This is a genomic window from Phormidesmis priestleyi ULC007 (assembly GCF_001895925.1).
GTDB classification, from domain to species: domain Bacteria; phylum Cyanobacteriota; class Cyanobacteriia; order Leptolyngbyales; family Leptolyngbyaceae; genus Phormidesmis_A; species Phormidesmis_A priestleyi_A.
In genome coordinates this window covers 116896-143330 of record NZ_MPPI01000012.1, presented here as the reverse complement: position 1 = coordinate 143330, position 26435 = coordinate 116896, and the positions used below count along the sequence as shown (strand labels likewise).

28 protein-coding genes are annotated in these 26435 nt (G+C 49.2%); 9 read left to right on the top strand and 19 right to left on the bottom strand.

Features of this window, described 5'->3' with window-relative positions:
- Nucleotides 1–14: 14 nt before the first annotated feature.
- The 8 genes from BRW63_RS13095 to BRW63_RS13055 form a co-directional block, all read right to left on the bottom strand.
- A complete protein-coding gene (locus BRW63_RS13095) occupies nt 15–1232 on the bottom strand; it encodes a lipid-A-disaccharide synthase-related protein (RefSeq protein ID WP_073071777.1) in 1218 nt (405 codons plus the stop codon).
- Nucleotides 1233–1331: 99 nt separating this feature from the next.
- Nucleotides 1332–1910 (bottom strand): Uma2 family endonuclease, encoded by a 579-nt coding sequence (locus BRW63_RS13090; RefSeq protein ID WP_073071776.1) that lies wholly within the window; start codon nt 1908–1910, stop codon nt 1332–1334.
- 75 nt (nt 1911–1985) lie between these two features.
- The gene (locus BRW63_RS13085) at nt 1986–2225 is read right to left on the bottom strand and encodes a type II toxin-antitoxin system HicA family toxin (RefSeq protein WP_073071775.1); all 240 of its coding nucleotides are present in this window, start codon (nt 2223–2225) and stop codon (nt 1986–1988) included.
- Nucleotides 2218–2451 (bottom strand): type II toxin-antitoxin system HicB family antitoxin, encoded by a 234-nt coding sequence (locus tag BRW63_RS13080; protein WP_073071774.1) that lies wholly within the window; start codon nt 2449–2451, stop codon nt 2218–2220. Before BRW63_RS13080 ends, BRW63_RS13085 begins: the two co-directional genes overlap by 8 nt.
- A 72-nt stretch (nt 2452–2523) precedes the next feature.
- On the bottom strand, nt 2524–2724 hold the full coding sequence (locus tag BRW63_RS13075; protein ID WP_073071773.1) for a hypothetical protein: 201 nt from the start codon (nt 2722–2724) through the stop codon (nt 2524–2526).
- 48 nt (nt 2725–2772) lie between these two features.
- Entirely contained in the window at nt 2773–5610 is a 2838-nt protein-coding gene (locus BRW63_RS28925) for a DNA methyltransferase (RefSeq protein WP_223257373.1), read from the bottom strand.
- Nucleotides 5611–6045: 435 nt separating this feature from the next.
- Nucleotides 6046–6612 carry a CesT family type III secretion system chaperone gene (locus tag BRW63_RS13060; protein ID WP_073071772.1) on the bottom strand — a complete coding sequence of 189 codons (567 nt, stop codon included), beginning with the start codon at nt 6610–6612 and terminating at the stop codon, nt 6046–6048.
- Nucleotides 6613–6724: 112 nt separating this feature from the next.
- Nucleotides 6725–7972, bottom strand: a complete 1248-nt coding sequence (locus BRW63_RS13055) for a DUF4912 domain-containing protein (protein ID WP_073071770.1) — start codon at nt 7970–7972, stop codon at nt 6725–6727.
- Between the two features lie 376 nt (nt 7973–8348).
- Here BRW63_RS13055 and BRW63_RS13045 point away from each other — a divergent pair, with 376 nt between their 5' ends.
- Nucleotides 8349–9134, top strand: coding sequence for an LmeA family phospholipid-binding protein (locus BRW63_RS13045; RefSeq protein WP_083582904.1), 786 nt, complete (start codon nt 8349–8351; stop codon nt 9132–9134).
- 4 nt (nt 9135–9138) lie between these two features.
- On the opposite strand, the gene BRW63_RS13040 is transcribed toward BRW63_RS13045, so the two are convergent.
- From BRW63_RS13040 to BRW63_RS13030, 3 genes are all read right to left on the bottom strand, one after another.
- Nucleotides 9139–10008, bottom strand: coding sequence for a phosphatidate cytidylyltransferase (locus tag BRW63_RS13040; protein WP_073071767.1), 870 nt, complete (start codon nt 10006–10008; stop codon nt 9139–9141).
- 142 nt (nt 10009–10150) lie between these two features.
- Entirely contained in the window at nt 10151–10750 is a 600-nt protein-coding gene (gene cbiT / locus BRW63_RS13035; RefSeq protein WP_073071765.1) for a precorrin-6Y C5,15-methyltransferase subunit CbiT, read from the bottom strand.
- 74 nt (nt 10751–10824) lie between these two features.
- The gene (locus BRW63_RS13030) at nt 10825–12306 is read right to left on the bottom strand and encodes an aminotransferase class I/II-fold pyridoxal phosphate-dependent enzyme (RefSeq protein WP_073071764.1); all 1482 of its coding nucleotides are present in this window, start codon (nt 12304–12306) and stop codon (nt 10825–10827) included.
- Between the two features lie 5 nt (nt 12307–12311).
- Here BRW63_RS13030 and BRW63_RS13025 point away from each other — a divergent pair, with 5 nt between their 5' ends.
- Both BRW63_RS13025 and ychF read left to right on the top strand, forming a co-directional pair.
- Nucleotides 12312–12497, top strand: coding sequence for a hypothetical protein (locus BRW63_RS13025; protein ID WP_073071762.1), 186 nt, complete (start codon nt 12312–12314; stop codon nt 12495–12497).
- Nucleotides 12498–12527: 30 nt separating this feature from the next.
- On the top strand, nt 12528–13619 hold the full coding sequence (gene ychF, locus BRW63_RS13020; RefSeq protein WP_073071761.1) for a redox-regulated ATPase YchF: 1092 nt from the start codon (nt 12528–12530) through the stop codon (nt 13617–13619).
- Here the strand turns inward: ychF and BRW63_RS13015 are convergent.
- The 4 genes from BRW63_RS13015 to BRW63_RS13000 form a co-directional block, all read right to left on the bottom strand.
- Nucleotides 13616–13999: a response regulator gene (locus tag BRW63_RS13015; RefSeq protein WP_073071759.1), complete on the bottom strand. Its 384-nt coding sequence runs from the start codon at nt 13997–13999 to the stop codon at nt 13616–13618. The two genes, ychF and BRW63_RS13015, sit on opposite strands and share 4 nt — an antisense overlap.
- 64 nt (nt 14000–14063) lie before the next feature.
- On the bottom strand, nt 14064–14423 hold the full coding sequence (locus BRW63_RS13010) for a pentapeptide repeat-containing protein (protein ID WP_073071757.1): 360 nt from the start codon (nt 14421–14423) through the stop codon (nt 14064–14066).
- A 106-nt stretch (nt 14424–14529) separates the two neighbouring features.
- Nucleotides 14530–14841: an RNA recognition motif domain-containing protein gene (locus tag BRW63_RS13005; RefSeq protein WP_073071755.1), complete on the bottom strand. Its 312-nt coding sequence runs from the start codon at nt 14839–14841 to the stop codon at nt 14530–14532.
- Nucleotides 14842–15097: 256 nt separating this feature from the next.
- A complete protein-coding gene (locus BRW63_RS13000; protein WP_073071754.1) occupies nt 15098–15385 on the bottom strand; it encodes a YkvA family protein in 288 nt (95 codons plus the stop codon).
- A 607-nt stretch (nt 15386–15992) separates the two neighbouring features.
- On the opposite strand from BRW63_RS13000, the gene proS reads away from it, so the two are divergent.
- The 3 genes from proS (at nt 15993) to BRW63_RS12985 (ending at nt 19390) form a co-directional block, all read left to right on the top strand.
- Nucleotides 15993–17798, top strand: a complete 1806-nt coding sequence (gene proS / locus BRW63_RS12995; RefSeq protein WP_073071752.1) for a proline--tRNA ligase — start codon at nt 15993–15995, stop codon at nt 17796–17798.
- Between the two features lie 28 nt (nt 17799–17826).
- Complete coding sequence (locus BRW63_RS12990) at nt 17827–18600, top strand: LmeA family phospholipid-binding protein (protein WP_073071750.1); 774 nt, start codon at nt 17827–17829, stop codon at nt 18598–18600.
- Between the two features lie 112 nt (nt 18601–18712).
- Nucleotides 18713–19390 (top strand): GerMN domain-containing protein, encoded by a 678-nt coding sequence (locus BRW63_RS12985; protein WP_073071748.1) that lies wholly within the window; start codon nt 18713–18715, stop codon nt 19388–19390.
- A gap of 402 nt (nt 19391–19792) precedes the next feature.
- Here the strand turns inward: BRW63_RS12985 and BRW63_RS12980 are convergent, their stop codons facing one another.
- The 4 genes from BRW63_RS12980 to BRW63_RS12965 all read right to left on the bottom strand — a co-directional run bounded on the left by BRW63_RS12980 (nt 19793) and on the right by BRW63_RS12965 (nt 23389).
- Nucleotides 19793–20662: a 6-carboxytetrahydropterin synthase gene (locus BRW63_RS12980; protein ID WP_073071746.1), complete on the bottom strand. Its 870-nt coding sequence runs from the start codon at nt 20660–20662 to the stop codon at nt 19793–19795.
- A gap of 314 nt (nt 20663–20976) precedes the next feature.
- Entirely contained in the window at nt 20977–22224 is a 1248-nt protein-coding gene (locus BRW63_RS12975) for a tetratricopeptide repeat protein (RefSeq protein ID WP_073071745.1), read from the bottom strand.
- A 97-nt stretch (nt 22225–22321) separates the two neighbouring features.
- The gene (locus BRW63_RS12970) at nt 22322–22912 is read right to left on the bottom strand and encodes a PadR family transcriptional regulator (RefSeq protein ID WP_073071743.1); all 591 of its coding nucleotides are present in this window, start codon (nt 22910–22912) and stop codon (nt 22322–22324) included.
- A 273-nt stretch (nt 22913–23185) separates the two neighbouring features.
- Nucleotides 23186–23389, bottom strand: a complete 204-nt coding sequence (locus BRW63_RS12965; RefSeq protein ID WP_073071741.1) for a chlorophyll a/b-binding protein — start codon at nt 23387–23389, stop codon at nt 23186–23188.
- A gap of 349 nt (nt 23390–23738) precedes the next feature.
- Between BRW63_RS12965 and BRW63_RS12960 the strand changes: the two genes are divergently transcribed.
- The 3 genes from BRW63_RS12960 to BRW63_RS12950 all read left to right on the top strand — a co-directional run bounded on the left by BRW63_RS12960 (nt 23739) and on the right by BRW63_RS12950 (nt 26211).
- Nucleotides 23739–24176, top strand: coding sequence for a hypothetical protein (locus tag BRW63_RS12960; RefSeq protein WP_073071740.1), 438 nt, complete (start codon nt 23739–23741; stop codon nt 24174–24176).
- A 74-nt stretch (nt 24177–24250) separates the two neighbouring features.
- A complete protein-coding gene (locus tag BRW63_RS12955) occupies nt 24251–25573 on the top strand; it encodes an S-layer homology domain-containing protein (RefSeq protein WP_073071738.1) in 1323 nt (440 codons plus the stop codon).
- A 53-nt stretch (nt 25574–25626) separates the two neighbouring features.
- Nucleotides 25627–26211 carry a hypothetical protein gene (locus BRW63_RS12950; RefSeq protein ID WP_073071736.1) on the top strand — a complete coding sequence of 195 codons (585 nt, stop codon included), beginning with the start codon at nt 25627–25629 and terminating at the stop codon, nt 26209–26211.
- The last annotated feature ends 224 nt before the right edge of the window (nt 26212–26435 follow it).

The following is a 26435-nucleotide window of genomic DNA, read 5'->3' as shown; positions in this document are numbered from 1 at the left end:
TGCACTTTAAGAGTCTAGCTGCCCATTTTTTCAAGCAGGCAGGTAGCGATGCGATGGGCGGCTCCGGGTTCTCCCATGCGGCGGTGACCATTTTCGGCGATCGTCTGAAGTCGATCGGGGTCACTCAACAAAGATTGCAGCGCACCTGCTACTTGATTGGGCTGCTCGACCAGAGTCACAGAGGCTCCTAGCAGGCGGGTTTGGGCTTCTGCAAACGCTGAGGTAAATTGAGGGCCGTTGCCTGGAATAATGATCGCGGGTTTGCCAAGCCCGATAAACTGTTCGGTTGCGGTGCCTGCCATTGCGATCGCGACCTGCGATCGCTGCAAACATTCTGCAAATCGATTGGGTGCTAACTCTAGCGTTGCTTGTTTTTCACCAAAACCGATTTTATAGTGATTGATTTCACATCGTTTCCAGCGATAAGATATTAGGATTTGATGCAATTTTTCGGAGTCTAATCCAGGTGCAACGGCGGTTATAAGTTGCAATGGCTTTCTAAAGTGTTCTAGCAATCCATCTAGCGATCGTAGAATGATTTCCCAGTTGTCATAGACTTCGGGCGGACGGGAGCCGGGAATCAGCGCGATCGTCAACACTGAAGGATCGGTTGTATTGTTCTGCCATGCCAATCCATCCATCATTGGGTTGCCGAGATCAAAGGCTGGAACGTCGAAGCGCTTGAGGATATTGGCAGTGATGCGATCGCGAGGGAAAACCGCTTTGCATTGAGGGCGACGCATCAGCCAGCGTTCCCAAGGTTGAAAGATGCAGTCTGTCCAGCGCTCTAAGCGATCGTCCCACCACGATTTGCGCGGCAGCCAGCCCTTCTCGTCACGTAAATAATATTCTGATTTTGCGGTTGCCACAAATGCATAAGGTGCGCCACTGAGCCACGCAAACAGCAAAGGCACAATGTCTCCGACTGCGAGAATAAATCTATCGCCTTCTCTCGCCCAAGCCTGCACTGCTTTAATCTGCGCCCACGTTAGCTGCACTAAACCGCCTTGAATGTCTCGTGCGAGTTGCTGTCCATCCATATAAATAAAGCCGCCGGAGGGCATCGTTTTGACAGTGCCAATCACCGGGATGTCAAGTTTGGCGTAGGCGTGTCCTTCTCCCACGATCGGCAGTGCTTCAATCTGCGAAAAGCCTTCTTGCTCAAGGGCTTGCAAAATGCGAACGGCGATCGCGTCTTCTCCATGCCCATTGCTAAGACAAAGTAATCGCATTGGTAACTATCCTAAGGGGTGCCAGAAGCAGAAACGGATTTTGCGTGATGTATTTACATCATCGCCTGGATTGACTAAGGCGATCGTAGAAGGGCGATGTTATTCTGCCTCAAAATCTACTTTGTCGTAGAGATCCGCAAGGGCGATTTCAAAAGGGACGGAATTGAGCGAGAGGATGGCTTCTGCGCCGTCATACTCAGAAAAAATCCATTTGCGGGGTTCGGTTTTGTAGTATTGCTCAACGTGGCGATCGTATTGATCGATTAAGACATACTCCTGAAAAGATGGAATGGTGCGATAGGCTGCAAACTTGCCGCTACGATCATAAGCCTCCGTTGAGTTTGACAGCACTTCGGCAATCATTATCGGGTTGGTTAGGGTATCTCTTCGTCCTTCCTGAAGTTGCAGTTCTCCTTGAATGATCATGACATCAGGGTAAGTGTAGATGCGCTTGCGAGGAATCCACAATCGTTGATCGGTGATGAATACATCGTAAGGTTGCCGCTTCAAGGCAAAGTTTAGGGCTGCATAGAAATTACCAGCAATCCGATTATGATTTGGCAGTCCACCAGGCATTAGAATTGTTTCTCCATCCATGTATTCATGCCGCTCCTCGGAGTTGGCTTCGAGTTCCAGATACTCTTCGAGGGTGTAATTTTTTTCTGTTTGAGAAATCATTGCAAGTTAACTCCCAGTCGTTCAAGCTGTTGATTCATTCTATCGGGCAGCTTTGCTGTGCCAAAAGCAACGCCCTTAGCTGTAAAAGTAAGGATGCAGTTCTGCTTCAGCAATATACTGGCTTGCTTGTCGAAAGATAGCTTTGCAGGTGCCTGTGTCTAACTCGCGATGATTTGGAATCGTCAGAGTTTCATTGCCGTTCATACCGACACGACGCAACTTGACGTGGCTTCCTTTTTGGCTATAGACGGTAAAGCCAAACTGGCTGAGAATTTCGATCACCTCAGCCCCTGAAAGCCTTTTGGGTTTAGGCATAGGCTGGCAGTAGCTCAAATGTGACGATGAGGACAGGATGTTCAATAAATCCAAGCAGCGCAGTATCCTCGTCTTCTAAATGCAGAGCAACCGCTTCTCGTAGATTGTCTACCAATTCGTCTAGGGTATTTCCCTGAGTGATGACGGCAATCTCTAAGCATTCAGCAATGTAGCCGCGCTGTTCGCCAGGATGGACAACGGCTGTGATGGTTTTGCGTAGATCCATAGTGAGGCTTGCAAGCGGAGATGCCCGCTTAAATTAAATTGTGTCTGCCACAATTGTAGGCGAGAAGCCAAACTAGTTTGTGATGTCAACGAAGTCGGTATCTGGGTGATCAGTTGGGGAGAATGAGGCTTCGATCGCGGCTTGCTCTTCGTTGTCTACGTGGGGAGTCAGCAGGTCGAAGAATTTGAACCACTCTTCGCGCATGACTTCACGAACGCTTTCTTTGATCAGAGCTTTGAGGGCTTGTGCATCGAGCGAGATAGTGGGTTCCATAACGGTTACTCCGGGTGTGCTTTAACTAAAACAGTGGGTTCACCAAGTTTATTGTGTGGGTGCCCAAGGCCCGACGATCGCTTCCCCATTTTTCTCTTTTTCTGCTAATTCTAAGTTTAACGTCAGCAGTTTTTCGAGCAGGTCATCGTCTGGTTTGAAGCCGTAAGCTTGAAGGACGATCGCATCGAGTTGGGCGTGGAGTTTGAAGAGTTGGCTGGTGGGTTCGTGAAAATATTCGTTGTAGAGTTTGGTGATGCCCCACTGTTTTTTCTCCATTTGGGCGCTGCGGTAGTCGTGGAGTTCTTGAGCGATCGCGCGGATGGTGGTGATCAGGTCGAGGGCTGGGGTTTGGGGGAAGGGGAAGGTTTCAAAACAGGTGTTGTGAGTGTAGCGAGTATCGCCCTTCAGCGTGGAACTTTGTGATTTTACCCAGGTTCGATGAACGTTTGAGGTGAGAATTCCAAGAATGTAGAAGTCTTCGGATGCAAGAATTATGTTTAGATCGCCAGGTAGCCATCCAGATGGAAAGGGAATGAAAACTGCCCATTTTGAGACTCTGGGTATTGCAAAACAATGGGACAAGGAAGCGATCGCTTTTCTCATCGCGGGTCTTTTCTCGCCATATTTCCACCAGTTGAGCTTAGTTGCTTCTCTACGGTTTTTATCACGTTCTGGCTTAACGTTGGTTTTCACATGAGTGAAAGGAAGTTTATAATCACTCGCGTCTTCGAGCGGCATATCGTTGAAGTCAATAATCCATCGCTCAGGCTTTCCATTTACTTCCTGTGCCAAGTTTGCGCCCATTGAAAAAAGCTTAAGTACTTCCCTATTTTTATGATCAGTTTTGACCCAATCATTTACCTGCTTTTCTGTAATGATGAAGCCTTTGCCAACTGGAATCACACCTTGAAAGCATTGGTTGAGATTTGCTTTCAAGCGAACAGCTTGCGAAACATCAACGGTCGATTTCAAGGATGAATTGATGTAGGGGACGGGTTGATTGTCGAGGTAGCAAAGCATGGTTGGCGGTGTGTTTGTGGATTTGCCCTCATCCCCAACCCTTCTCCCTGGGGGAGAAGGGAGCCGGATTGTCTTGTCCCCCTCTCCCCCAGGGAGAGGGGCTAGGGGTGAGGGTTCTTTAACCCAATTCACAATACTCACATGAACATTTGCCTCACCCGACCACACCTGAGTCGAGACCGCATCATAAATCACGCCGCCGTTCTGCACCACATAATCCAATGCGGCAATTCGGCTTTTACCTTGACTAATTGAGTTAGTGCCAACTAATCCTGCTCGACCGTTTTCGTCAATTTGGTCGTGAGCTAATCGAAACCAGTAAGCACAAAAGTCAACTGAATCTTTGACATTAGGGAAGCGCTTAAAAACACGATCGATATACTCATCCCCCAGATTCATCCGCAAATGCTTGCCACCCAAGAACGGCGGATTGCCAATAATCGCGTCTGCCTTCACCCACTCCGTAAACAGCGCATCCTTGCAGACAATATTTTCATCCAGCGTATCCAACGGCAGAGCGGGCTGATCATGAATATCGCAAAGGTCGATCGCCACTTTGCGGGCAATCATCAGCGTCACTCGCGCCAACTCCACCGCAAACGCATTCGTGTCCATGCCGTAAAACTGCTGCGGCGTAACAAAGCCAATGCTCATCTGCCCCTGCCCACTTTCCGACCTGCGACGGGCATCGATCTTGTCTTGCAGCACACGCTCCAGCCGTTTTAGCTCCAGATACGCCATGTAGAGGAAATTGCCCGACCCACACGCCGGATCAAGCACCTTATATTGGCGCAACTCCGTCTGCAAAGTGAAGAGTTCAGCCAATGTAGTTGCCTGCGCGATATTGTCTTCCCAATAGCGCGTGATCGTCGGGCGCACAATCTTGAGAATGTCTTCTTCAGACGTGAAATGAATGCCGTGGGCATGGCGTTCGGTGCTGTTGCTTTTGCCGATCGCCGACTCAAAGATATTGCCAAAAATCGACGGACGCACCGCTTTCCAGTCTTGTGAAGCTGCCGCCTCCAACAGTTGCAATTCTTTCTCGACTAGCTCTAGCAGATGCACCTCCCGAAACAAGCCCCCGTTAAAATAATCCACGCCCTGATAGCGCCCCGCCGGAGCAATGCCCGGTCGATTCATCTCCTGAAACAAGTTGCCTAAAATATCGTAGGTGTTCGATGGTTTGCCCTGGCGCGATCGCTCCAAACACTCGCGCACCAGGCTAATAAACAGATCCTCTGGCAACAGTTTTCGATCTTCTGCAAACATTGCCAACACGCATTGCAGCACAAACCGCTGGGCAGTCTGAGGATCAACGGCATCCCGCGATCGTTTGATCAGCATCGTCAGCAATTCGCCCATGCGTCCCGCCGCTTTCTCTGTCACCGACACCAGATTATTGTTGAAAACAGGCACCCGATCCAACTCTGGATTCATAAACGTGAACGCCCCGACCCGTTCGGGCAGCCGCTCTAACGAAATCTTCTCGATCGGCTCCTCTGACTGTTTTTTAAAGTCGTAGATCCAAAACTCATCGAAGTTGCACAGCATCACATAGCTAGGACACTGCAAATGCATCCAATAAGTGACGGCTTGCGCGTAATGTTTATTGAGGTCTTCGCCCCGCTTCTTCATCTCAATCAGCAAATGGGGCTTCCAGGCAAGATCGGCAAAGCCCGTATTCCCTTTTTTGCTGCCCTTTTTTACCCGTTGCTCCAGCGTTGCCCCCGCTTCGATCGCGCCTTCATGCCCAAACGCCTGAAAGAAGCGATCGAGAAAGTTTTGCGACTCGCCTTTCTCGTCACCTTTAAGATGCTGCTGGCAATATTGGACAAATTTTTGGAGGCTTGCGGGTGTGGCTGGCATGGGGGGAGTTCGGTGGGGGAGCAAAGGAAAAGAGCGATCGATAAACACAGAGTTAGCGCTCAGTGTTCCCACCTTAACCCTACCGATCGAGCTTCAAGCTCGATCGTTGACGTTCTGAACCGGAGCGTCAAGCTTCAAGCTCGATCGTTGAGGTTCTGAACTCGGAGCGTCAAGCTTTTTAGTTGATCGGTGACCTTCTGAACTCGGATTGTTGAGGTTCTGAACTCGGAGCGTCGAGCAATTTGCTCCATCGTTCAAGCTCTGAGCCTTAAGTTTGAACTTCAGAGGTCAAACCGCCGAGTTATTTTCTAGGCACTGCTGAATCCGGGTATGAATTCGCCCTCACCCTAGCCCTCTCCCGCAGGAGAGGGAACAAGATTTCTAGCTCCCCTTTCCTGCGGGAGAGGGTTGGGGGTGAGGGCAATTCCTAAACTTCTACGGCTCCACGTCTGGCCAGAGCCGCTCTAACTGGCGTTGCCATGCGGCTAACACGTCTTCTCGCGATCGCGCGCCCATTTCCATTTCGCCCATCATGCCTTCTTGATAGAAGCGATCGAGGGTTTTCATCGTCAACTCTAGCGATTGCCCCTGGCGTTTTGCGGCTTGAATAATTTGGCGAATTCGCTTTTCGGCAAAGGTGCTAAACCCTGTGTCGATGCCCAGTTCACGCAGAGCGATCAATCGTTGAATTGCGGTGGTGAAGTCAGCGATCGTCAACCCCGCTAAACTGTGCTGAAAGACTCCCCACAACACTTCTTGATGCAGCGCATAGCGAACTTCTTGAGTCGTGTCGAAGTTTGCTTCTAACAATTCTGCTAGATAGGGTTGGGCATCTTGGGCGGGCACGATCGGCACCAAAATTCTCAGCCACGATTGATCGTCTGAAAGCAGCACCAACACCCGAAACTGATCGGTCTCGACCTGATATGAGTTGGCATCTGACGTTTGAACCGATGCGCCAAATGAGTCGGTCAGTGTCTTAGCAATTTCTTCTTGAATCATGAGTTCTATAGGGTCGCTTTCTTCCACCCTACACCGTCAGCCCATCTCAAAAAAATCCCCCGATCGGCAGGCGATCGAGGAATTTGGCAAGGAGATTAAGGGATTTTGACGGTTAGACCAACCACTCTTGAACGGCTTCTTCTTTGGTGTTGGTGCGGCGGCTAGGCGTTTCGCGCTCAAACTTCATATGCACCTCGCGAGTTTGTTCACCATCGACCGCAACCGCCATGATCGGGTAGTCAATCACGCCGTCTTGGAACGACATTTGAAAGCGGAACGTGCCATCAGGGTTGAGCTTGATCGGCTGCCCCCCGATCGTCACGGTAGCATCGGGTTCGGTTGCGCCATAGACAATCAGTTCGGCATCTGCCACCAACCAAAACTGACGCGGACGGATCGGAGGTGCCGAAGCGCCGAAGCCAATGCCTGACATACCGACTCCAGACATCGTTAAGCCAGAAGTAGTCGGCACTGCCCACAGACCTACACCCGACGGAAACACATAGGAGCTAATCGCTTCTTCGTGAATCGGTGCTTGTTGCATTGAGCCATAAACAGACCCAGCTATGCGCTGCGCTTCGGCACTTTCTGCTAAATCAAAGATGCGATCGTAGATAGGGCTAGTCGTGCTGCCGTTGGGTGCAGTCGTGGTCGATGCCGCACGCTGGCTAGGAGGAACCAATTCCAAGAAGGTCTGACCCCGCAGTTCTTCATCCCACCCAACGGTAACGAAGTGATCTTCGATCCAGTCAGAGGGGTAGACAGGAGGCACCCGAACTGGGGCAGACCGTGCCAACACGAGCCAGCGACTATCTGCACACCGATAGCCAATCTCGACCATATACTCACGATCGCTAACCGGAATCGGCAAATACCATTCTCGCGCTAGCTCATCGCAGGGATATTCTTGAACGCTGTGGGGACTTTGATATTCGACGCTGATATCGGTGACATCGTAGAGGCGCAGTGCCAACTGCTGACCGCCTTTGCGACGCAGGTCTTCTTTGTGTTCGTTGGGCACATCCCAATAGGTGTATGCCCATTGAGGATCGCGAGGCATAATCACAACGCGACTTTCACCATAGCCCTCAGGCAGGTCAGTCAGATCTGCGTCAACTGCCGCTAGTGCGCCACCTGTGAGATCGCTCTGTCCAACATCAAATTTTGCTGCTTCCACTGCTTCTTTTGTCTCAAGTTTAGGGTTTTGGGTGGGTGAGAGTCGGCTGCGCTGAATCTCTTCGATCGAGGCTAAAAGCTGGTCTTTTCGCATTCGACTATAGCGAGAAACCCCATATTCGCTGGCGACTCGGCGCAGTTGCCGGAGCGTCATTTCGTCTAACGGAGGACGTTCGGTTGCCATAAAAACAAACTCCAATCATGCAAACAGAATTTTTCTAACGAGTGAAAACGTATAAGTTTACGTTTATTAATAAATCGGGGATCGCTTTCTGCACCCAATGTTGCAGAAAAGACTTAATCGGGTCAAGGGGTGAAACAGTTGAATTTGTGCGGATCAACGAATTTATAGGCAACATGGGGATCGTTATGTCAAGTTATCATGACATTTACTTAAGCGTGGGGATCGAGTCATCAATGTTTCAGAGTACAAAGATTCCCAAAGAAATCCAAATGTCAGGATTTCTTGATGTGGAAACAAAAAGCAGGGAATAGAGGACGAATAACTGAGAGTCCGATCATTTCCGGTAGACTGCTGTAAAGTTTGGTTTTGCTTGTTTATGGATTCTTCTAAGCCTGACATTTGGGATACCGATACTGTCACTGGAGGTCAGCCCAATCGCCCATCGAAACCGGGTTTGATTTCTAAGGTGCTGGCCCCGGCGGTGGGGCTGTGGCTGCGATCGCAGGTAGAGCACATCGAAGATCTAGAAGTTGAGGTTGAAGCGGGCGATCGCCAAATTCTTTCGGGCTGCATTCCTCAAGTGGAGTTGTCTGCTTGCAAAGCGGTTTATCAGGGCTTGCATTTGAGTCAAGTGCGGTTGACTGGGCAAAATATTCGCATCAATCTAGGGCAAGTCTTGAAAGGAAAGCCCTTGTGTTTGCTAGAGCCGATTCGAGTCGAGGGCACTGTGCTCTTACAGCAAGCCGATTTGAACGCGTCGCTGATGGCACCCCTGTTGGCAAATGGCATAACGGAATTTTTGTTAACGCTGCTGAGTGCCAGCGATCTGGGCGAAGTGCCTTTAGAATCTGATCCCCGACTGAATTTGCAAAACCTTCAGATTATTCTCGATGCCAATTTAGTGACATTGAGCGCTTCACTGATTTCGATGAGTGGAAATGCAACCGCGATCGCGATTCGCACTGGGTTTGGGTTAGCGAGTCCTCACGAGTTAACGCTAGTCAATCCTCAATGGCTGCCTCATGCCACTGCAAAACGCGGCTTGCCCTTGAGTGACTTAGAGGGTTACACGTTTGACTTAGGCGCAGATACTCAGATTGAGCAACTAAAGTTAGAAGCAGGACAAATTGTCTGTCAAGCCAAATTGTTGGTCAGTCCGTAAATGATTATTTGGGCAACAACGGCAACACAAGCGTCACAAAATAGTAGACGAGCGGAGCCGTAAACACATAACTGTCTGCCCGATCGAGAATTCCTCCATGACCCGGAATCAACTGTCCAGAATCTTTGACCCCCGCATCGCGCTTCATCATCGACTCGGTTAAGTCGCCCAACAGACTCGCAATGCCAATTAGAAGACCGAGGGCAACGCCTGCGATCGGCCACCCTGGCCAACCGAGATACCACGAGCCAAGAACGGCAACCGCAACGCTAGCTGCCACACCAAACACCGCGCCTTCAACCGTTTTTTTGGGGCTGATATCTGAGAGACGAGTTCGCCCGATCCAGCGCCCGATCGTGTAAGCTCCAATATCAGCCGCCCAAATGCAGAGAAACGCTAACAGGGTGTTAGTCAGCCCGATCGGAAGCGCATCTAAACCTTGCCAAGAGGTTGTCCAGAAGCCATTAAGAGGCAGATTGCTAACCTCAGCTTGACCCAAAAATCGTAGGCGAATCCAATAGCTCGGCAAGTAGCCGCCGTAAAATAAGCCCATGATCGAAGCCGAAATGTCAGCGATCGTTGCAAACTTGGGTTGAAACAGCAGATAGAAACAGATAAACGTGCCTGCGACTGGAAAAATGGCATCAGCCATCGGCGGCGAAATGTTGGAAACCACTAGCAAAATTTGACTCACGACCAGCGTTGTCTTGACGGCTGGGGCAATGTCTTTAGCGCGGGCAAGCTGAAAATATTCTAACTGCCCTAAATAGATGATCAGGCAAAAACCAGCCGTAAAATACCATCCGCCTAGCACCATCATGCCTAGCGCCAGAACGATCGCGACAATTCCACTACTGATTCGAGGCCAAGGCATAGCACTAATCGATGAAGGTCACCTGTCCAGAACTGCGTCTACTCCTCAGCACTCGCTCAGAGAGGTGAAGGTTAAGCGTTGCTTTGCAACACTTTAACGGAGAATTGAGCAACGGGTGAAGGATAGAGGCGATTCTTTTTTATTACAACTTTTCGCCGCTGAGTACAAAAATCGGATCGACTGCCGCGAAAATTTGGTTAGTGCCGCGTGTTTCAAGACGGTTGACGGCTGATTGCACGACTTCAATATTACGGGCTTGCAGCTCGGCGAGGCTTTCTGAGATTTGATAAAGCGTCTCTAAGTTTGCAGCCGTCGCAACCACTCGCCCTTGGGTTCTCAGAGGTTGCCAGACTTCTTTGAGAATTGCTTTCACTGATCGTCCGCCTTCAATGCAGACTCGATCGGGGCGGGGCGCTAATCCTTTCAGACATTCTGGCGCACTGCCTTCAATGATTTCGACATTTTTGACCCCAAAGCGATCGCAGTTGCGGCGAATCAAACTTGCCACTTCTCCATCGCGCTCTACGGCAATAATTCGTCCACCCGGACACAATAACCCTGCCTCAACAGGAATCGTGCCAGTGCCTGCGCCAATATCCCACAGCACCGAGTCGCTCTTCAGCCGCAGATGAGCGAGCAACAGCAGTCGAACTTCTCGCTGACTCATCGGAATGCCGGGCAGACTTTCAAACCAATCGTCAGGAATGCCGGGAGTCACATAAAACCAGAGGGGAGGGGGCATAGAAGGGCAGCAGGATGAATCAGTGAGTTGATCGTAGTGCTGTTAACGAAAATCGAGTCAATCTCGACAAAATTTCACGCGCCTTTGACGACTTGTAAGGTTTTCAGGCTAGAGTCTGCACATCCGCTAATCATGCCCCCAGATGCCAGAATTTCTTGTAGATCGGCGATCGCAGCTTCACTAATCTGTTCTCCAGGCAGCAAAACCGGAATGCCGGGTGGGTAAGGACAAACTAGCTCGGCGCTGATGCGATCGACCGTTTGCGCGATTGCGAGAGTTTCGCTGGGGGCAAAAAAAGCTTGATGCGGAGAGAGCGGGGAGGGCTTTGAGCCTTGAAATTTAAAGCTTGCAGGAGTCTTCTGGATGGGCGATTTTTCTAGCGTAGCCAGGGTGAAAAACGCTTGCACAAGTCGATCTATGTCGGCTTGTGTGTTGCCCAGACTGATGATGAAGGTGAGATGCTGCAACGATGGAAACTCAGCCGTTACGCCTAACGTTTGGTGCAAAATCTCGTCTGCCCTAAAGCCATCAATTCCCAACTCAGAAACGGTAACGGTGAGGCGTGTGCGATCGAGTGCCCAAAATCCTGAAGTCTGACCCGCTTGTTCAGGATTCAGCGTCGAGAGGTGGGGAATTTGGTGAATGCGCGATCGAGCTTGATCCGCTAATCCCAAGGTCTCTTCCATCAAGGATGATCCCTGCGTTGCCATTTGCTGACGCGCTGCATCAAGCGATGCCAACAGCAGATAACTCGGACTCGTCGATTGCACTAGCTGTAAGGCTTTGCTGACGCGATCGCGATCGACTCGGCTTCCTTGGCAGTGCAGCATTGCGGCTTGAGTCAGAGCAGAGAGAGTTTTGTGAGTCGATTGCACGGTCAAATCAGCGCCCGCAGACAGCGCCGAATCAGGCAATTCTGGATGAAACGCAAAATGGGCACCGTGCGCTTCATCGGCCAACAGAGGAATATTGTGCTGATGGGCAAGAGCCGCGATCGTCCCCACATCGCCACAAACCCCATAATAAGTGGGATAGACAATCATCACGGCTTTGCTGTCTGGGTGCTGCCTGAGCGCCTGTTCGACGGCTTGAGGAGTCACACTATGGGCAATATCCAGAGCAGCATCATAATCAGGATTGACGAAGATCGGCACCGCTCCCGAAAGAATTAGCCCTGAAATCGCCGATTGATGCACGTTGCGTGGCAAGATGATCTTGTCTCCCGCTTCACAGGTTGCCAAAATTGCAGCGATCACGCCACAGGTTGAGCCGTTGATCAAAAACCAGGTTTGCTCGGCTCCAAACGCTTTTGCTGCCAGGTCTTGAGCGGCTTTGATCGCACCTTGAGGGGCAAATAGATTATCGAGTTCGGGCAGTTCAGGGAGATCTGATCGCCAGATTCGCGACCCAAACAAATCGGTCAAGATCCCCGGAGTTCCCTGCCCCCGCTTATGTCCGGGTGTATAGAAAGGAGCATTTGAGCTTTGAGCATAAAGCTGTAAAGCGTCGAGCAACGGACTCGCTATTTGGGAAGATGAAATGTCTAAAGGGGTCATCTAAGTTGGGAAGGTCAAATTATTCGTTAGGATATCTTATAGTCTACCCACCTCCCGAACCGCCATTTCCTCAACCAATTCCTAGTCCCGTTCCTGAGCCGATTCCCAGCCCTGTTCCTGAGCCAATTCCCAGCCCTGTGCCTTCACCCGTTCCTGCCCCGATTCCTCAGACCATTCCAGGGCCCGTATAACCGTTTTCTCGCTTACCTTTATAACTCAACATGCTAAGAGCCGGGATTGTTGGACTTCCCAACGTTGGAAAATCGACTTTATTTAATGCGCTTGTTGCCAATGCCAAGGCGACTGCCGCCAACTTTCCCTTTTGCACGATCGAGCCAAATGTGGGCATCGTCTCAGTGCCCGACGAGCGTCTCAAAGCGTTAGCTACGATTTCTAGCTCTGCTGACATTTTGCCTGCGCGAGTCGAGTTTGTCGATATCGCCGGGTTAGTCAAAGGTGCCAGCAAGGGCGAAGGGTTGGGCAACCAGTTTCTGGCAAACATTCGCGAAGTCGATGCGATCGTGCATGTAGTGCGCTGTTTTGAAGATGACGATATCATTCACGTCTCTGGAGCGATCGATCCCGTCAGCGATATCGAGGTGATTAATTTAGAACTGATCCTTGCAGATTTGGGGCAGATTGAAAAACGGGTTGATCGCGCCCGCAAACAGTCTCGCACCAGTAAAGAAGCGCAAGTCGAAGTCACTGCCCTAGAAAAACTGATCCCGGTGTTGAATGCGGGTCAACCTGCTCGTCAAGTCACTTTGACCGACGAAGAAGAACTCTTGCTCAAACCCTTGGGGCTGCTGACTCGCAAACCGATCATCTATGCGGCTAACGTGGCAGAAGATGACTTGGCAACCGGAAACAAATTTGTTGAGCAAGTGCGAACCCTGGCAGAGCAGGAAAAAGCTCAAGTTGTGGTTGTCTCGGCGCAAGTAGAAGCTGAGTTAGTAGATCTTGCTGAGGACGATCGAGCAGACTTCTTAGCTTCTTTAGGGGTCGAAGAAGGTGGCTTAAAGGCTCTAATCCGCGCTACCTATGAGCTTTTAGGGCTGCGAACCTACTTCACCACTGGGCCCAAAGAAACTCGTGCTTGGACAATCCAGGCTGGGATGACGGCTCCTCAAGCGGCGGGTGTGATCCACACTGATTTTGAGCGCGGATTCATTCGAGCCGAAACTGTGGCGTATAAAGATCTGACGACCACAGGTTCGATGGGCGCTGCCAAGGAAAAAGGCTTGGTTCGCAGTGAAGGCAAAGAGTATGTGGTTCAAGAAGGCGACGTGATGCTGTTCAGGTTTAATGTCTAGTTTGACAAGCTGATCAGACTGGTGATGGCAGACATGAGACGATCGCGCTCGATCGGACGGGCTAAAAATCTTCGGAAGCCCATCGCGATCGCCTGATTAAAGTCTAGATCCTTGATCGATCCACTGACTAAAATCGCGGGTGTTGCATTCCAGCCGCGATTAATCTCTAAAGCTCTAAGCGATCGCATTTGCAAGCAGCGTTCATCGTCTAGCAAATCAACGTCACAGATCAGAACGTCAGGCTGACGAAGCCCAAACGCCTCCAAGCTTTCGTTGACCGAACCTGCTACAACAATCTCCACTTCAGGTGTGTGCAGCATTCGATCGATGCTGGTGGCGACTGGATCATCTGAGATCACCATTAAGCGGAGCTGATTCATTCGCAAGCCTCTCGATCTTGTCTAGCGCGAGAATTGCTTTGGTGATCTCAATCAAGCTTTGCGCCTAAACTGAGTCTGGGAGAGGGGTTTGACGAATCGACGAAACATTTGCGTCATTGGCGATCGCGTTTCTGACTCTGGCGTGACTAGTCTCTGCCTCTGCCAGACTGGTATTGCTCAAGTCAGCGTTGAGCAAATTTGCTTTGGTCAAATTGGTTTGCGTTAACACCGCGCCCGTTAAAATTGCGTCGCTTAAGTTGGCATAGCTTAAGTTTGTTCGGGTCAGATTTGCTTTGGTTAAGTTAGCGCCACTCAGATTAACGCCGCTGAGATTGATGTTTCTCAAATTGGCTGCCATCAGATTTAGGTTTCTGAAGTCTCTCTGCCCTGCCGCATATCGGCTCAAGAACTCTTTCGTATTCATGTGGTTTGAGGAATGTTAGGGACAGCAGATTTCAATCATCTAATAAAAAAGGCAGACGCTCTGTCTGCCTTCAAGACTTTAGAGCGCAAATGCTCTCAAGGTTAGATTAATATCGAGAACCGCGATTCTGGTTTGACCAGCCACCGCCGCCGCCACCACCTGAAGAACCTCTTTCTTCACGGGGTTTTGCTTTGTTAACTTTGAGATCGCGACCCATCCACTCAGCGCCGTCTAAGGCTTCGATCGCAGCGGTTTCTTCTGCGTCGGTTCCCATTTCGACAAAGGCAAACCCGCGTAAACGACCGGTTTCTCGGTCGGTTGGCAACTGAACGCGCTTAACCGAGCCATATTCTGCAAATGTCTGTGTTAAGTCATCCTGAGTGACTTCATAAGACAGGTTGCCCACGTAAATCGACATAAAATATCTCCAGAATCAGAAGTTGTAGCGAGTTAGATTCGGAGAAACGCTTGTGAGAACGAATTACACAGCCGAAAATAATCTTTGCTAATCTCAGCCTAACACACGACTTAGATAACGGTCTGATGAATAGAACTTTCCGTAACATTTGCACGAGGCTGATTTTTAATTGTTCACCTATTAAAAAAGTGGTTTGTCATCAGACGTTTTTCTGACCACAAACCACTCTTTAAAAAACGACGATCAAGTTCAGCTACTAAACGGATGTTGCATTTACATCTACGGTTTCAGCCGATGCAACCGTTGTGTCTGCTGAAACATTTTTGTTTTTCTGAGTTTTGACGCGATCGAGCAACAGACCAGACAATTCGGCAGCCAGCAGCGTTACGACCACTGCATCGTCAATTTGTCCAATCAGGGGAATAAAATCAGGCAATAGGTCGATCGGGCTAATCAAATAAAGCAGCGTGCCGACAATAATCACCCAGCGATATTTCGAGTTGCGAATCAGATTGCGATACCAGTCGTAAAATGGAAGTCTCATAGTTTTTTTCCTCGCCTTCAGTCTCAATTGTGTTCGATTGTGCCTCAGATGTCTGGTGTGGAAACCTATCCAGAGAAGTGAGGCAGACCGTATGGAAGGGTGAGAACAAGACGTGATCTATCCAGCCGTGCGATCTCATGTTCCTCAAGAGCGATTTACTTTACCTGACAATCGAGTCTTTAAACCGTTGTTAGTGAAGACGATTGCAATCACGATAGGATTATTGACGCGTTCGTTGCCGGATTGCCGTTGCTGCCACTAAACTGGGATACCGACTATCTTTTAAAGCTGAAAGTTGTGATTTTTGATAGGTTACGATCGCTTCGTGAAGCAGACCTACCGACCTTTGAACTCGAATGATCGCGCTTTGAACTCGAACGAACACGCAGTGAAGTGAAGCTATCGACCTTTGCGATCGCTCCTAAAGAATGGCTATACGAGTTTTTACAACAGGCAAAAGATGAAATTGCGGCGATAAAATCTTTGCGCGATCGGATTGCTCCAGCCTAGTTTTTCAGATTGCAAACCTCAACACGGAGCTAAGTCGCCGCGCTAACCTCCAACAGATGCCGTAGACTAAAATGTGAATTTGCGGAAGGAACAGACGATGCGGCTATCTCAGATGCTATTTGTCACACTGCGGGAAGACCCTGCGGAGGCAGAAATCCCCAGTCACAAGCTGTTGCTGAGGGCTGGCTATATTCGTCGCGTCGGCAGTGGCATCTATGCTTATCTGCCTCTGATGTGGCGCGTGTTGCAAAAAGTGTCACAGATTGTCCGCGAAGAAATGAACGCGACGGGGGCACAAGAATGTTTGTTGCCACAGCTTCAACCCGCCGACCTTTGGCGCGAGTCGGGACGCTGGGACACCTACACCAAAGCTGAAGGAATCATGTTTGCTTTGGTCGATCGCCAACAGCGAGAACTGGGGTTAGGGCCGACTCATGAAGAAGTGATTACGGCGATCGCTCGTGACATGATCCGCTCTTATCGGCAGTTGCCCCAAACTCTCTATCAAATTCAAACCAAGTTTCGCGACGAAATTCGTCCCCGTTTTGGCTTGATGCGCGGTCGAGAATTCATCATGAAAGATGCCTATTCATTCGACGCTGACGAAGCGGCAATGAAGCTGACCTACGAGAAAATGAATCAGGCATATCACAACATTCTGCGACGATGCGGGTTAAAGTTTCGGGCAGTGGATGCCGATTCGGGCGCGATCGGAGGGTCGGGTTCTCAAGAATTTATGGTGCTGGCAGAGGCTGGAGAAGACGAAATCCTCTACACCGATGACGGAAATTATGCTGCCAATGTTGAGAAAGCTGTTTCACTGCCACCCGATTCCGAGCCGTCATCTTTTACAGTTTATGAGAAGCGAGAAACACCCGGAACGGAGACGATCGAGAAAGTCTGCAAATTCTTGAAATGCTCTCCCACTCAACTCGTTAAAAACGTTTTATATCAAGCCGTTTATGACAGTGGCATCACCGTTCTCGTGTTGATTCACATTCGTGGCGATCAAGATGTCAACGAAGTTAAGTTGCAAAACGAATTGGTCAAATTAGCGGGTGACTATGGCGCTCAAACAGTTTTATCGTTGACCGTCCCGGATGCCGAAGCTCAACAAAAATGGGCATCAAAGCCTCTACCCTTGGGCTATATGTCTCCCGGAATTAGCGATGACTACATCCGATCTGCCAAAGAGATTGCACCTAAATTTGTGCGATTGGTCGATCGCACCGTCACAGATCTGCAAAACTTCGTCACCGGAGCCGATCAGTCGGGCTATCACTTCGTCGGGGCAAATTGGGGCACTCAGTTTCAAAAGTCAGACCGGGTGGTTGATTTACGAAAGGCAAAAGCGGGCGATCGGGCAATCCACGATCCCAGCCAAATCCTACAAACCGCACGGGGCATTGAAATCGGGCACATCTTTCAACTGGGCACCAAATATTCAAAAGCACTGGGCGCAACTTATACCAATGAGCAGGGCGAAGAAATGCCGCTCGTGATGGGCTGCTATGGCATAGGCGTGTCTCGTCTGGCACAATCGGCGGTTGAGCAATCTTATGACAAAGACGGCATTATTTTTCCGGTGGCGATCGCCCCTTATCAAGCGATCGTGATTATTCCGAATGTCGGAGATGCCGATCAAGTGGCGGCGGCTGAAACCCTGTACGGTGAATTGAATCAAGCGGGTGTTGAAACTTTGTTGGACGATCGCAACGAACGGGCTGGCGTTAAATTCAAAGATGCCGATTTGATTGGAATTCCTTACCGAATTGTCACCGGAAAATCGCTCAAAGACGGCAAAGTTGAAGTCGTGAAACGGGCAACCAAAGTCGTACAAGAATTGGCGATCGCAGACGTGATTCCGGCTCTAAAACAATGGATTGCTGAGGCGTTAGGATGACACCGCTGACTCTATTTGAGCTTTAGTTGTGGAACCGCTCACTATTCTGCTATCAACGCTCATCGGTCTCATATCGCCATCAGGATTGGTGCTCGATCGCGTGGTTGAGAACACGATTCGATCGCGGTTTGTCTCGGTTGAATCGCTAAAAGTTCGGATCGATAACGTACCTGTTCATCAAATTCTCAAGGGCAAGATCGATCGCGTTCGCATTGCAGGGCGGGGAATGTCTCCGATTAAAGACGTTCGCATTGACGTGCTTGAATTAGAAACCGACCCGATCGTTCTTCAAGGTCTAAAGCCCAAATTGGCGCAACCTTTGCAAGCGGGTGTGCGAATCGTTTTGAAACCAGAAGATATTAATCAAGGGCTACGATCGCCGCTTGTTACCACTCGACTCCGAAATTTAGGCATTCAGTTTTTACAGCGCCGAGAAGCTCAACAACTTGGACGATTTGACTTTCTCAACCCCAAAGTCGAATTTTTGCCCAATCGTCGAGTTCGCCTGCAAGCTGAACTTCAAGAACAAGGCTATCCCGACAAGTTGGCGATCGTGGCTGAAGCAGAACTGAGCGTTGAGTCAGGGCGAACCCTGAGACTCGTGAACCCAACGCTTTTGGTGAATGGCAAACCCGCACCTGCCCAGATCACTAGCGCGATCGCGCAAACAGTCAGCAATCAACTCGATCTACGTCGCCTTGAAAATTCTGGTATCACCGTACGAGTTCTCAAATTACAGGTCGATCCAACTCAGATTCAACTGGCTGCGTTTGTGCAAATCAGACCCAACGCCCCAAAATAAACTATCTTTGAGAAAGCTTCCGGAATCAGCCCCGAAGCGGTTGTAGTCACCCAAGTTGCATCCTCCAGAGATTGTCTAAAATCCGAGATCCAATATTAGGAGGGATTTCTCAATGCAAGAGCAACCTACAAATCGTCGCCTTCCCGTCGGAATGATTGCCGGGTTATCGGCGCTAGTGGTGACGGCAGGAAGCACCACTGCGTTTGTGGCTTGGCGCACTTCAACTCAGCCTAAACCGATCGAGCGCCCCCCTGAAATTTCTAAAGTCGAGCCTCAACCCTCACCGTCTGCATCAGTCGCTCCGACTCAGCAGATTCGACCCTCTACACCTAAAGTTGCACCTGTCGTTGAGAAAACGGCCCAAGTCTATTGGCTAAAGGGTTCTGGCGAGTTGGTAGCCGTTCCGGTTGAGGTGAAATCTCTTAGATCTGACGATCGCTCAGAAACCGTTTTGAATGGCGCGATCGAGACCCTACTCAATGGTTCTCCTGCCCAAACGTTAGCAACCACGATTCCTAAAGGCACTCAGCTTAGAAGTTTAACCGTCAAGCCCGACGGCATTCACATCGATTTGTCAGATGCCTTCACCACTGGCGGCGGCAGCACTTCAATGATGGGGCGGGTCGGTCAGGTTCTCTACACGGCGACTAGCACTGATCCAAGTGCGCCTGTTTTTCTTTCGGTGGGAGGTCAACCTCTAGAAACTTTGGGCGGCGAAGGTTTGATGCTAGACCAGCCGATGACGCGCCGATCGTTTGAAAAAGAATTCACCCTTAAAGCCACTCCCTAAAAAGCTAGTTTGTGTGGATGTTCGACGTTGCTGAATAACCTGAGTTCGGGATAAGTTACTGCTCCGTTTCAGTTCCCTTCGCCCCCTAAATCCCCCAAACTTGGGGGACTTTGCAGCAGAAAGATCGACAGCGTTCAAGAAATTGTGCCCATTCCAAGTCCCCCAGCATAGGGGATTTAGGGGGCGAGACGCTCGGCAGTGGACGATCAAACTATCGCAGGCTGCACAGGAGACTAGGTTCAATCGCTAGGCAGGCAATGATTAACCCGAACTGACGTTGAATAGAGAGATGATTTGGGTAGGGGCAATCCCCCCTGGTTGCCCTCCGTCCGGGGTAGGCACGGGGGCGCTACCCCTACAGCCATTTCATTCTCTGCAACGCCGAACGTCCCTACAGGTTTCTTAGGCGATCGCCATTTTGGGTTCACGCATCATCATCGCGATCGCATCTGACACGCCTGACCCATAAATTTCACAAGAGTTGTTAGGGCTTTCGATCAGTTTGACTTTATAAAGCTGTGCGCCAATGTTGTGAATTGGTTGCTCTAGCAAATCTCGAATGTGAACTGCAATATTCTCTGCTGTAGGCACAACTTGCTCAAAATAAGGAATGTCTTTATTCAAAAAAGTGTGATCAAAGGGTTCTACGACGTGATCCTCGATCGCTTTCTCAAACGCCACTAAATCCGCTAACATTCCGGTTTGTGGATCGATTTCGCCCTTGATAGTCACTTCCAAATGGTAGTTGTGACCGTGACCATTTGGACGCGCACACTTGCCGTAGATTTCGCAGTTCTTCTCAAAGCTGAGGTCAGGGCGGGCAAGACGGTGAGCGGCGCTAAAATGCGTACTGACGGTGAGAAAAGCTTCCATGTTGTTTCCTTGGTAATCAGCCCAGAGTTCGGGGTGTTCATAAAGCCGAATGTTGACGATCGGTAAGTGAGATTCGAGCCGTTGCCAAATCACCCGTGCGATATTTTCGGTCGTCGGAAGAGTCTGCTGAAAGTCTGCCCACGCCTCGTTGAGAAACGAAAAATCAAGCTGACTGGTGACTTCTTGCTTGATGACGTGCTTGACATCTGAGAGGTTGAGTACCATGCCATAGTCGTCTAAGTCACCCAGCATTGAGACATAGAGAACATAGTTGTGCCCATGCCCCATCGGACGGGCGCAGGCACCAAACCGCTCAACGTTTTCGGCTTCGCTCAGATCAGGGAGCCAATAGCGATGACTCGCCGAAAATTGGGCACGACGATCGATAATGCATTTCATAAATTGGGGAAGATTGCAGGTATTAAGTTACGTAAACTTGCACTCCCTTCAGCATACCGAATTGGGGCAAAGATGCCACTGTTCAACTTTTGGCGGTGCTGAACGTTGGGATGAACGACTCAGACACCCAACGTTTTATAGCTACCGCGATCGCAACAATTGGACAAAAGTATCGCTGACAGTGTGATCTTTAGTACGATCGCGCTCCTCGAAAGTAAGAATTCTTGAATCTGATCGCTGCGGAGCGGTTGCAGTTTGCTTTGATTAATGGATCAGCCCTGGCTTCGCGAGGAGGGTCTTCTATTTAATTCCATCTAGCTACTTAGTAGATTCGTTTCCATGAGTTGCTTAAAGCGATCGTCGTCTCGAAGCGCATCAAAATCGGGGTCAGTTTTTGCAACCTCTCTCAAACTCACATAGTAAGAAGATGACCCGATCGCTTGTTGCAAATCTAAGACCGCAGCGTCCATATCGCCCAAAGAAAGGTAATAAAAAGCACGATTATAATAAGTTCCTCCAGAAGTCGGTTTCAGCTTCAATGCCTTTTCAAAAGATCGATAGGCTTCGTCATAGCGACCTAATTTAGTCAGCGCATAGCCGCGATGTTTCCAGTTGTGATGACTATTAGGCTGAAGTTTTAGCGACTGATCGAATATTGCGATCGCTTCTTCATAAAGCCCTATATCTCTCAGCGTGTAACCCAACCCAAATAAGCCTTTAGAGTGATCGGGTTGAATTTGTAAGACTTTTTTGTTAGCAAAAAGTGCCTCATCATAGCGCTTCATTCTTCTCAAAACTTTAGCTTTTCCTAACCATGCTGCGATCATGTCTGGTTTAATTTGCAGTGCTTTTTCATAGGACTCTACGGCATCGTCAAATCGATTCTCAAAATAGAGGGCATCTGCTTGTTTTAGATAATCGTTAGCCGTCAAAGCTAAGTGAGGATTCACGGAAGTCAGGAACTCAAGCTGTTTCGTCAGTTCTTGTATTTTTTGGTGAACTTCAGGCGCAACAAACTCTTCTTGAATAATCGAGGGTGTAATTTTAGAAAGCTCTTGAAAAATCTCTTCTTTTTCGGTCTGCGCTACTACAAATAAATCTTGTAGTTGACTGACAAAATCTGACTTTAAGGATTCTAAATCTTGCTTAAATTCTTCTACTTGTCTCTGCAATTCTTCGGTTACTTGCACTTTTAATTGCTCTTTTACCTCTCTTTTAGTTTCCTCTTCTAATTGCTTTTTGATTTCAGAAATCAGTTGACTGCGAATGCTGTTGCGTAATATTAGTGCAACGATTACGGTTAACACTGGCATTGCAACTAAGACCGCGATCAGTGAGTTTAGCAATCCTGTTGTCCAGCCAAAGGTGTTGTTAACGGATTGCTGCACGCGATCGTTAATCTGGTTGCTCTGATCAATCTCCCGATCGACAAGTTTTTGCACTTCTTCGCGTTGCTGCGGTGCCAGTGTTGGTTGAGGCGATGGCGTTGACTGAGCCATCGCCAGGTGAGCAGACATCAGGAAAGTCGCTAAGGGCAAAGCAACGCGAGGTAAAAATTTCATCACTTCTGGTCAGAAGGTCAAGACTTAAACGCTCAAAATCTAACCTATCCCAGAAGCTTTGTGTGAAATTTCTACCCATTAAGCGCCTGACCCCTGCTTATTTCTCAGCCAACATGAGATAGATTTCTCGTTTAACTTGGTCGAGCAACTCACGAACCCGATTCATCCGATCGAGGTTGCCGCTTCGGGCGACTTGCATCACCACATCGGCTAACTCGGTGGCTGCATTTCGCAACTCGGCAAAGGTCTGTGGTTTCTCTGCGAAAGCCTCGCTAGGCGCACCTGGATGCTCTAATGGAGTCCGTTCGGCAAGGAGCGATCGCCCGCTCTCTGTCACCGTATAAACGCGCTTGCCGCCCTCTTGCTGACTCGTCAGATAACCGCCATCCTCCAACATCTGAAGGGTAGGATAGACCGACCCAGGGCTGAGACGACGAAACCCTCCCTGGCGAGTTTCTAAATCTTGGATCAAGTCATAACCGTGCCGGGGGCGCTCAGACAATAGCTCTAGCAGAATGAACTTGATGTCACCCCGACGAGCGCGACGACCGTCTCCCCAACCGTCGCCTCCCGGTCTGCCTGCTGAGTGTCTGCCGTGCTGAAATCGATGGCTCACAAACGATCGGTCGTCTGGGTTCGCTCCTGCCCATGCGGGGGCAAACGATCGAGCATGAAAGTGTCTAAACATAAGTGTCACTTGAATAACTTTCTCTACTATACGATATGTCGCGATATATCGTTATGTATTTTTGCATCCAATCCTGTGAGTACAAAAACTTATGAGAAGTGAGTATAAATAAAATCTGTTAATGTGAATACGATCAGTGCAGTAGCTTACTATAAGGCGCAAATCACACTCCACAAATAAGACCTTGTTCAATCAAAAAGTTAAGCCCAGCAACTATTCGTTGCTGGGCTTTCAAAATTAATTAGTGAATGGATTGCGGAATCGAACTATGATCTAGTAGCCAACGAAATGTAGAACATCACGCACTACGCTATAACCAGCCAAATCCCACAGTAGATATGCGGTGAAGCCGATCATTGCAAACCGACCATTCCAGAGTTCAGCTTGGGGGTTCCAACCAAACAAGAATGAGTTGCGGTCTTTGCCGTTATAAGCAGTCGCGACAGGAGGTAAATCGGTGCTTTTGCGAGTTTCCATGATAGTAGCTCCAGTTGTTTTTCTTGACCTATATTTCACATGTTATCTAAACCATTAGTAGCTGCTTTCCTCCTATGGGATTAACCTCTTTTGCCTCCTGCAACTGACTCGCTTACTGTTTTTGATGGAAGCACCGCGCTCAAAGCTGCCAGGGCACCTGATCCCAGAAGATCGTATATTAACTTTTGTAAAACAAGTTACGTCTATGTATTTAGATAGATGCTTGATTTAAATCACGACTTGCGCGCTTCTTAATATTGAGAATTGCGAAAAAACCCCAACCTGAGCAACCAAATCCGCTAGCTTAAGGATCTCAGAATAAAAACAATTTTTACTCAAGTTACGCAGAATGAGAATTAGACTCGAACGTAAGCTAGAAACCTGCCCTCATCAACTCTCGTGTACGGTTTGTCGTCAAAGATTTGAGGTTCGCAAAATTCGCACGCTTCTCCACAACGATGCGAAGCTCTTGCAAGGCGATATTTGTTCAGAGTGCATAGCGCTCAGACCGTCTGAAATTCGCTCAAAAATGCGAGAACAGGCACGCCTTTTGAGGCAATACCCAGAGTTAAATGGTTCCAGTCTGCTTTCTGCGAGAGAGCGAGCACTAGAGCTACTAGAAGCCTCTCAGGAAGAGGTGAGATTTCCGACGTTCTATGACTGGTGGTTTAAAAAGATAGAAGTCTTCTCAGAAGAGTCTCAAGAGCTAGAAGCCACCCGACTAGGATTAGCGCACACTCAAAGCGGGATGCGTCTTCAGAAAATGCTCGAAGATGACAAAGAATAGTCGGCTTGGAAGAGGACACAATATCCCGCAGCCTCAGCATTAGAATAAGGGAAGAATCGTTATGTCGTCGTGCTGTGGCTCTTAAACGTTTTACAACTTCTCTAGGTCTAGCTGCATTCCTGATTTTGCCGATCGCTGGCTGCACAAACAGTCCGGTTGGCAAGTCGTTTCAGGGTGCGTTTGAGGCTGACCCGCAATTAAAAGATAATGGGTCTGCGATCGGAGCTACTCAGACTCCACAGCCCAGCCCAGTTGCACAAACCGATCAGGCGCAGCTTCCCGCTAACTTTCCGGCTGAGATTCCGATCTATCCCAACCGATCGCTGCTCGAAGTCGATGCCAATCAGCCTAATCAAGGGGTGCTGACTCGCTGGAGTAGCCAAGACAAGAGCGATCAAATTGTTGCCTTCTATCTGCAAGAATTGCAAAAAAACGGCTGGACACTAGACGGGCAACCGATCGATAAAACTCAAGGCACCTTTGAAGCCAATCGAGACGGGCTGCAAGCGATCGTCACCGTTCAGTCAAACAGTCAGCCCGGAACCAGTGCTGGATTTTCGATTCAAGCCAGCCGCACTCAACCGACACAATCGGCATCTCCAAGTGCTTCCGTTCCGCAGCCCGGTAGTCCTGAGTTTATTGGGCCGATGCCTCAAGTAGCAGCACCTACTTCAAACAGTTCGCCTGTTGCCTCTGAGCCGCAAACCTTCACCGACCTGGACAAAGCGCCTAAAGAGTTAAGTCAATACGCCAAAGATTTGACCCAGCTAGGCGTTTTATCGCTTTCTTCTAACAACAAATCAGGGACAAGCAAGACTTTATTTGAACCGAATAAAACAATTACTCGACGAGAATATGCGCGCTGGCTCGTCGCCGCCAACAATCGCATCTACACCAGTCGCCCGGCGCGACAAATTCGCTTGGGCGTAGAGACTTCCCAGCCTGCTTTTCAAGATGTCTCACGCACCGATCCTGATTTTCCTGCAATTCAAGGGTTGGCAGAAGCGGGGTTAATCTCCAGTTCGCTTTCAGGAGACAGCACCACGGTTTTGTTTCGTCCTAATGCGCCTCTAAGTCGTGAAGATTTGATTTTGTGGAAACTGCCGATCGACACCCGCCAAACGCTGCCAAGTGCGACGATCGATGCGGTAAAACAAACCTGGGGATTTCAAGACGCGGCTCGCATTGATTCAAAAGCGCTGCGGGCGGTGTTGGCAGACTTCCAAAATGGCGATCAGGCGAATATTCGCAGAGCTTTTGGATATACAACCCTATTTCAACCTAAACGCACGGTGACTCGTGCAGAAGCGGCGGCAGTGCTTTGGTATTTTGGCTTTCAAGGCGATGGATTGTCGGCAACCGAAGCGCTTAAGGGTGGGGCGCGATCGAATCCTTGAACTTCTGATTCCGTTATCCAGATGCCCCGCTACCTCAACGCGTATCTATACCAATGAATTTCAAGCCAGTATCGTCTGACTCTTTTGAGCATTACTTTTACAAACGTGCTCAACTCGCTGATGAAATGGCCTCATCAGGTCATGTAGTTGACGCGCATACTCTGGCTACAGCCTCTCTTGATGCCCTTGCGGGGATTTGGTTGCATGACTTCCCTGATGTCAAAAAGAAACTGGAGATCGAGTTAGGCGGGACTGTTCCAGCATCAATCAGATTAGCTCGATTTCTAAAACAGTTTGTTGCTGACGATTCTCGCGTCAGCAAGGTAGCCGTAATTTGTTTTGCAGAAGATTGGAAGAATAGTCGTCCGCAAGATGCTCACTTAGCCGATCAACTTCTTATTAAGCGTATTAGTAGTGATTCTCATGAATTTCCAAGGAGTTATCTTGACATATCACGGACTGAACTATCTCAAGAATGCCCAGAACTTAGTTCTCGTCCTGACCTTTATGCTCTGGCGGAGGAGTACGAGTACGGAGCAATTCTATACACCTTCTATCGCTGCCCTCTAGTTCATGTCGCTACTAGTTCAAATAGAATACATGGATTTGCTCGTGGGGAAGAAGTTATGTACTACTGAGAAGATGATAGGGTCACTATTAGTTTTGGTCCTAATCTAGCGACTTGCTGGTTACGTAACGTAGCTAGTAACTATGTTCAAACCTGTCAGCAGTTAAAAATTGTGCCAGCTAATCATATTGATGCTGGAGCTAGCCAAGAAGACCGACTTAAAAAACGTTGGAGCCGTCTCCTGTAGCAAGCCTCCATCCTAGCTAGAGAAGTCTAGATCGCGCCCAAATTTGA

Excerpts from the sequence above, each read along its gene's own strand:
- BRW63_RS13095 (WP_073071777.1), bottom strand. The coding sequence starts at position 1,232 with ATGCGATTACTTTGTCTTAGCAATGGGCATGGAGAAGACGCGATCGCC.
- BRW63_RS13090 (WP_073071776.1), bottom strand. The coding sequence starts at position 1,910 with ATGATTTCTCAAACAGAAAAAAATTACACCCTCGAAGAGTATCTGGAA.
- BRW63_RS13085 (WP_073071775.1), bottom strand. The coding sequence starts at position 2,225 with ATGCCTAAACCCAAAAGGCTTTCAGGGGCTGAGGTGATCGAAATTCTC.
- BRW63_RS13080 (WP_073071774.1), bottom strand. The coding sequence starts at position 2,451 with ATGGATCTACGCAAAACCATCACAGCCGTTGTCCATCCTGGCGAACAG.
- BRW63_RS13075 (WP_073071773.1), bottom strand. The coding sequence starts at position 2,724 with ATGGAACCCACTATCTCGCTCGATGCACAAGCCCTCAAAGCTCTGATC.
- BRW63_RS28925 (WP_223257373.1), bottom strand. The coding sequence starts at position 5,610 with ATGCCAGCCACACCCGCAAGCCTCCAAAAATTTGTCCAATATTGCCAG.
- BRW63_RS13060 (WP_073071772.1), bottom strand. The coding sequence starts at position 6,612 with ATGATTCAAGAAGAAATTGCTAAGACACTGACCGACTCATTTGGCGCA.
- BRW63_RS13055 (WP_073071770.1), bottom strand. The coding sequence starts at position 7,972 with ATGGCAACCGAACGTCCTCCGTTAGACGAAATGACGCTCCGGCAACTG.
- BRW63_RS13045 (WP_083582904.1), top strand. The coding sequence starts at position 8,349 with ATGGATTCTTCTAAGCCTGACATTTGGGATACCGATACTGTCACTGGA.
- BRW63_RS13040 (WP_073071767.1), bottom strand. The coding sequence starts at position 10,008 with ATGCCTTGGCCTCGAATCAGTAGTGGAATTGTCGCGATCGTTCTGGCG.
- cbiT (WP_073071765.1), bottom strand. The coding sequence starts at position 10,750 with ATGCCCCCTCCCCTCTGGTTTTATGTGACTCCCGGCATTCCTGACGAT.
- BRW63_RS13030 (WP_073071764.1), bottom strand. The coding sequence starts at position 12,306 with ATGACCCCTTTAGACATTTCATCTTCCCAAATAGCGAGTCCGTTGCTC.
- ychF (WP_073071761.1), top strand. The coding sequence starts at position 12,528 with ATGCTAAGAGCCGGGATTGTTGGACTTCCCAACGTTGGAAAATCGACT.
- BRW63_RS13015 (WP_073071759.1), bottom strand. The coding sequence starts at position 13,999 with ATGAATCAGCTCCGCTTAATGGTGATCTCAGATGATCCAGTCGCCACC.
- BRW63_RS13010 (WP_073071757.1), bottom strand. The coding sequence starts at position 14,423 with ATGAATACGAAAGAGTTCTTGAGCCGATATGCGGCAGGGCAGAGAGAC.
- BRW63_RS13005 (WP_073071755.1), bottom strand. The coding sequence starts at position 14,841 with ATGTCGATTTACGTGGGCAACCTGTCTTATGAAGTCACTCAGGATGAC.
- BRW63_RS13000 (WP_073071754.1), bottom strand. The coding sequence starts at position 15,385 with ATGAGACTTCCATTTTACGACTGGTATCGCAATCTGATTCGCAACTCG.
- proS (WP_073071752.1), top strand. The coding sequence starts at position 15,993 with ATGCGGCTATCTCAGATGCTATTTGTCACACTGCGGGAAGACCCTGCG.
- BRW63_RS12985 (WP_073071748.1), top strand. The coding sequence starts at position 18,713 with ATGCAAGAGCAACCTACAAATCGTCGCCTTCCCGTCGGAATGATTGCC.
- BRW63_RS12980 (WP_073071746.1), bottom strand. The coding sequence starts at position 20,662 with ATGAAATGCATTATCGATCGTCGTGCCCAATTTTCGGCGAGTCATCGC.
- BRW63_RS12975 (WP_073071745.1), bottom strand. The coding sequence starts at position 22,224 with ATGAAATTTTTACCTCGCGTTGCTTTGCCCTTAGCGACTTTCCTGATG.
- BRW63_RS12970 (WP_073071743.1), bottom strand. The coding sequence starts at position 22,912 with ATGTTTAGACACTTTCATGCTCGATCGTTTGCCCCCGCATGGGCAGGA.
- BRW63_RS12965 (WP_073071741.1), bottom strand. The coding sequence starts at position 23,389 with ATGGAAACTCGCAAAAGCACCGATTTACCTCCTGTCGCGACTGCTTAT.
- BRW63_RS12960 (WP_073071740.1), top strand. The coding sequence starts at position 23,739 with ATGAGAATTAGACTCGAACGTAAGCTAGAAACCTGCCCTCATCAACTC.
- BRW63_RS12950 (WP_073071736.1), top strand. The coding sequence starts at position 25,627 with ATGAATTTCAAGCCAGTATCGTCTGACTCTTTTGAGCATTACTTTTAC.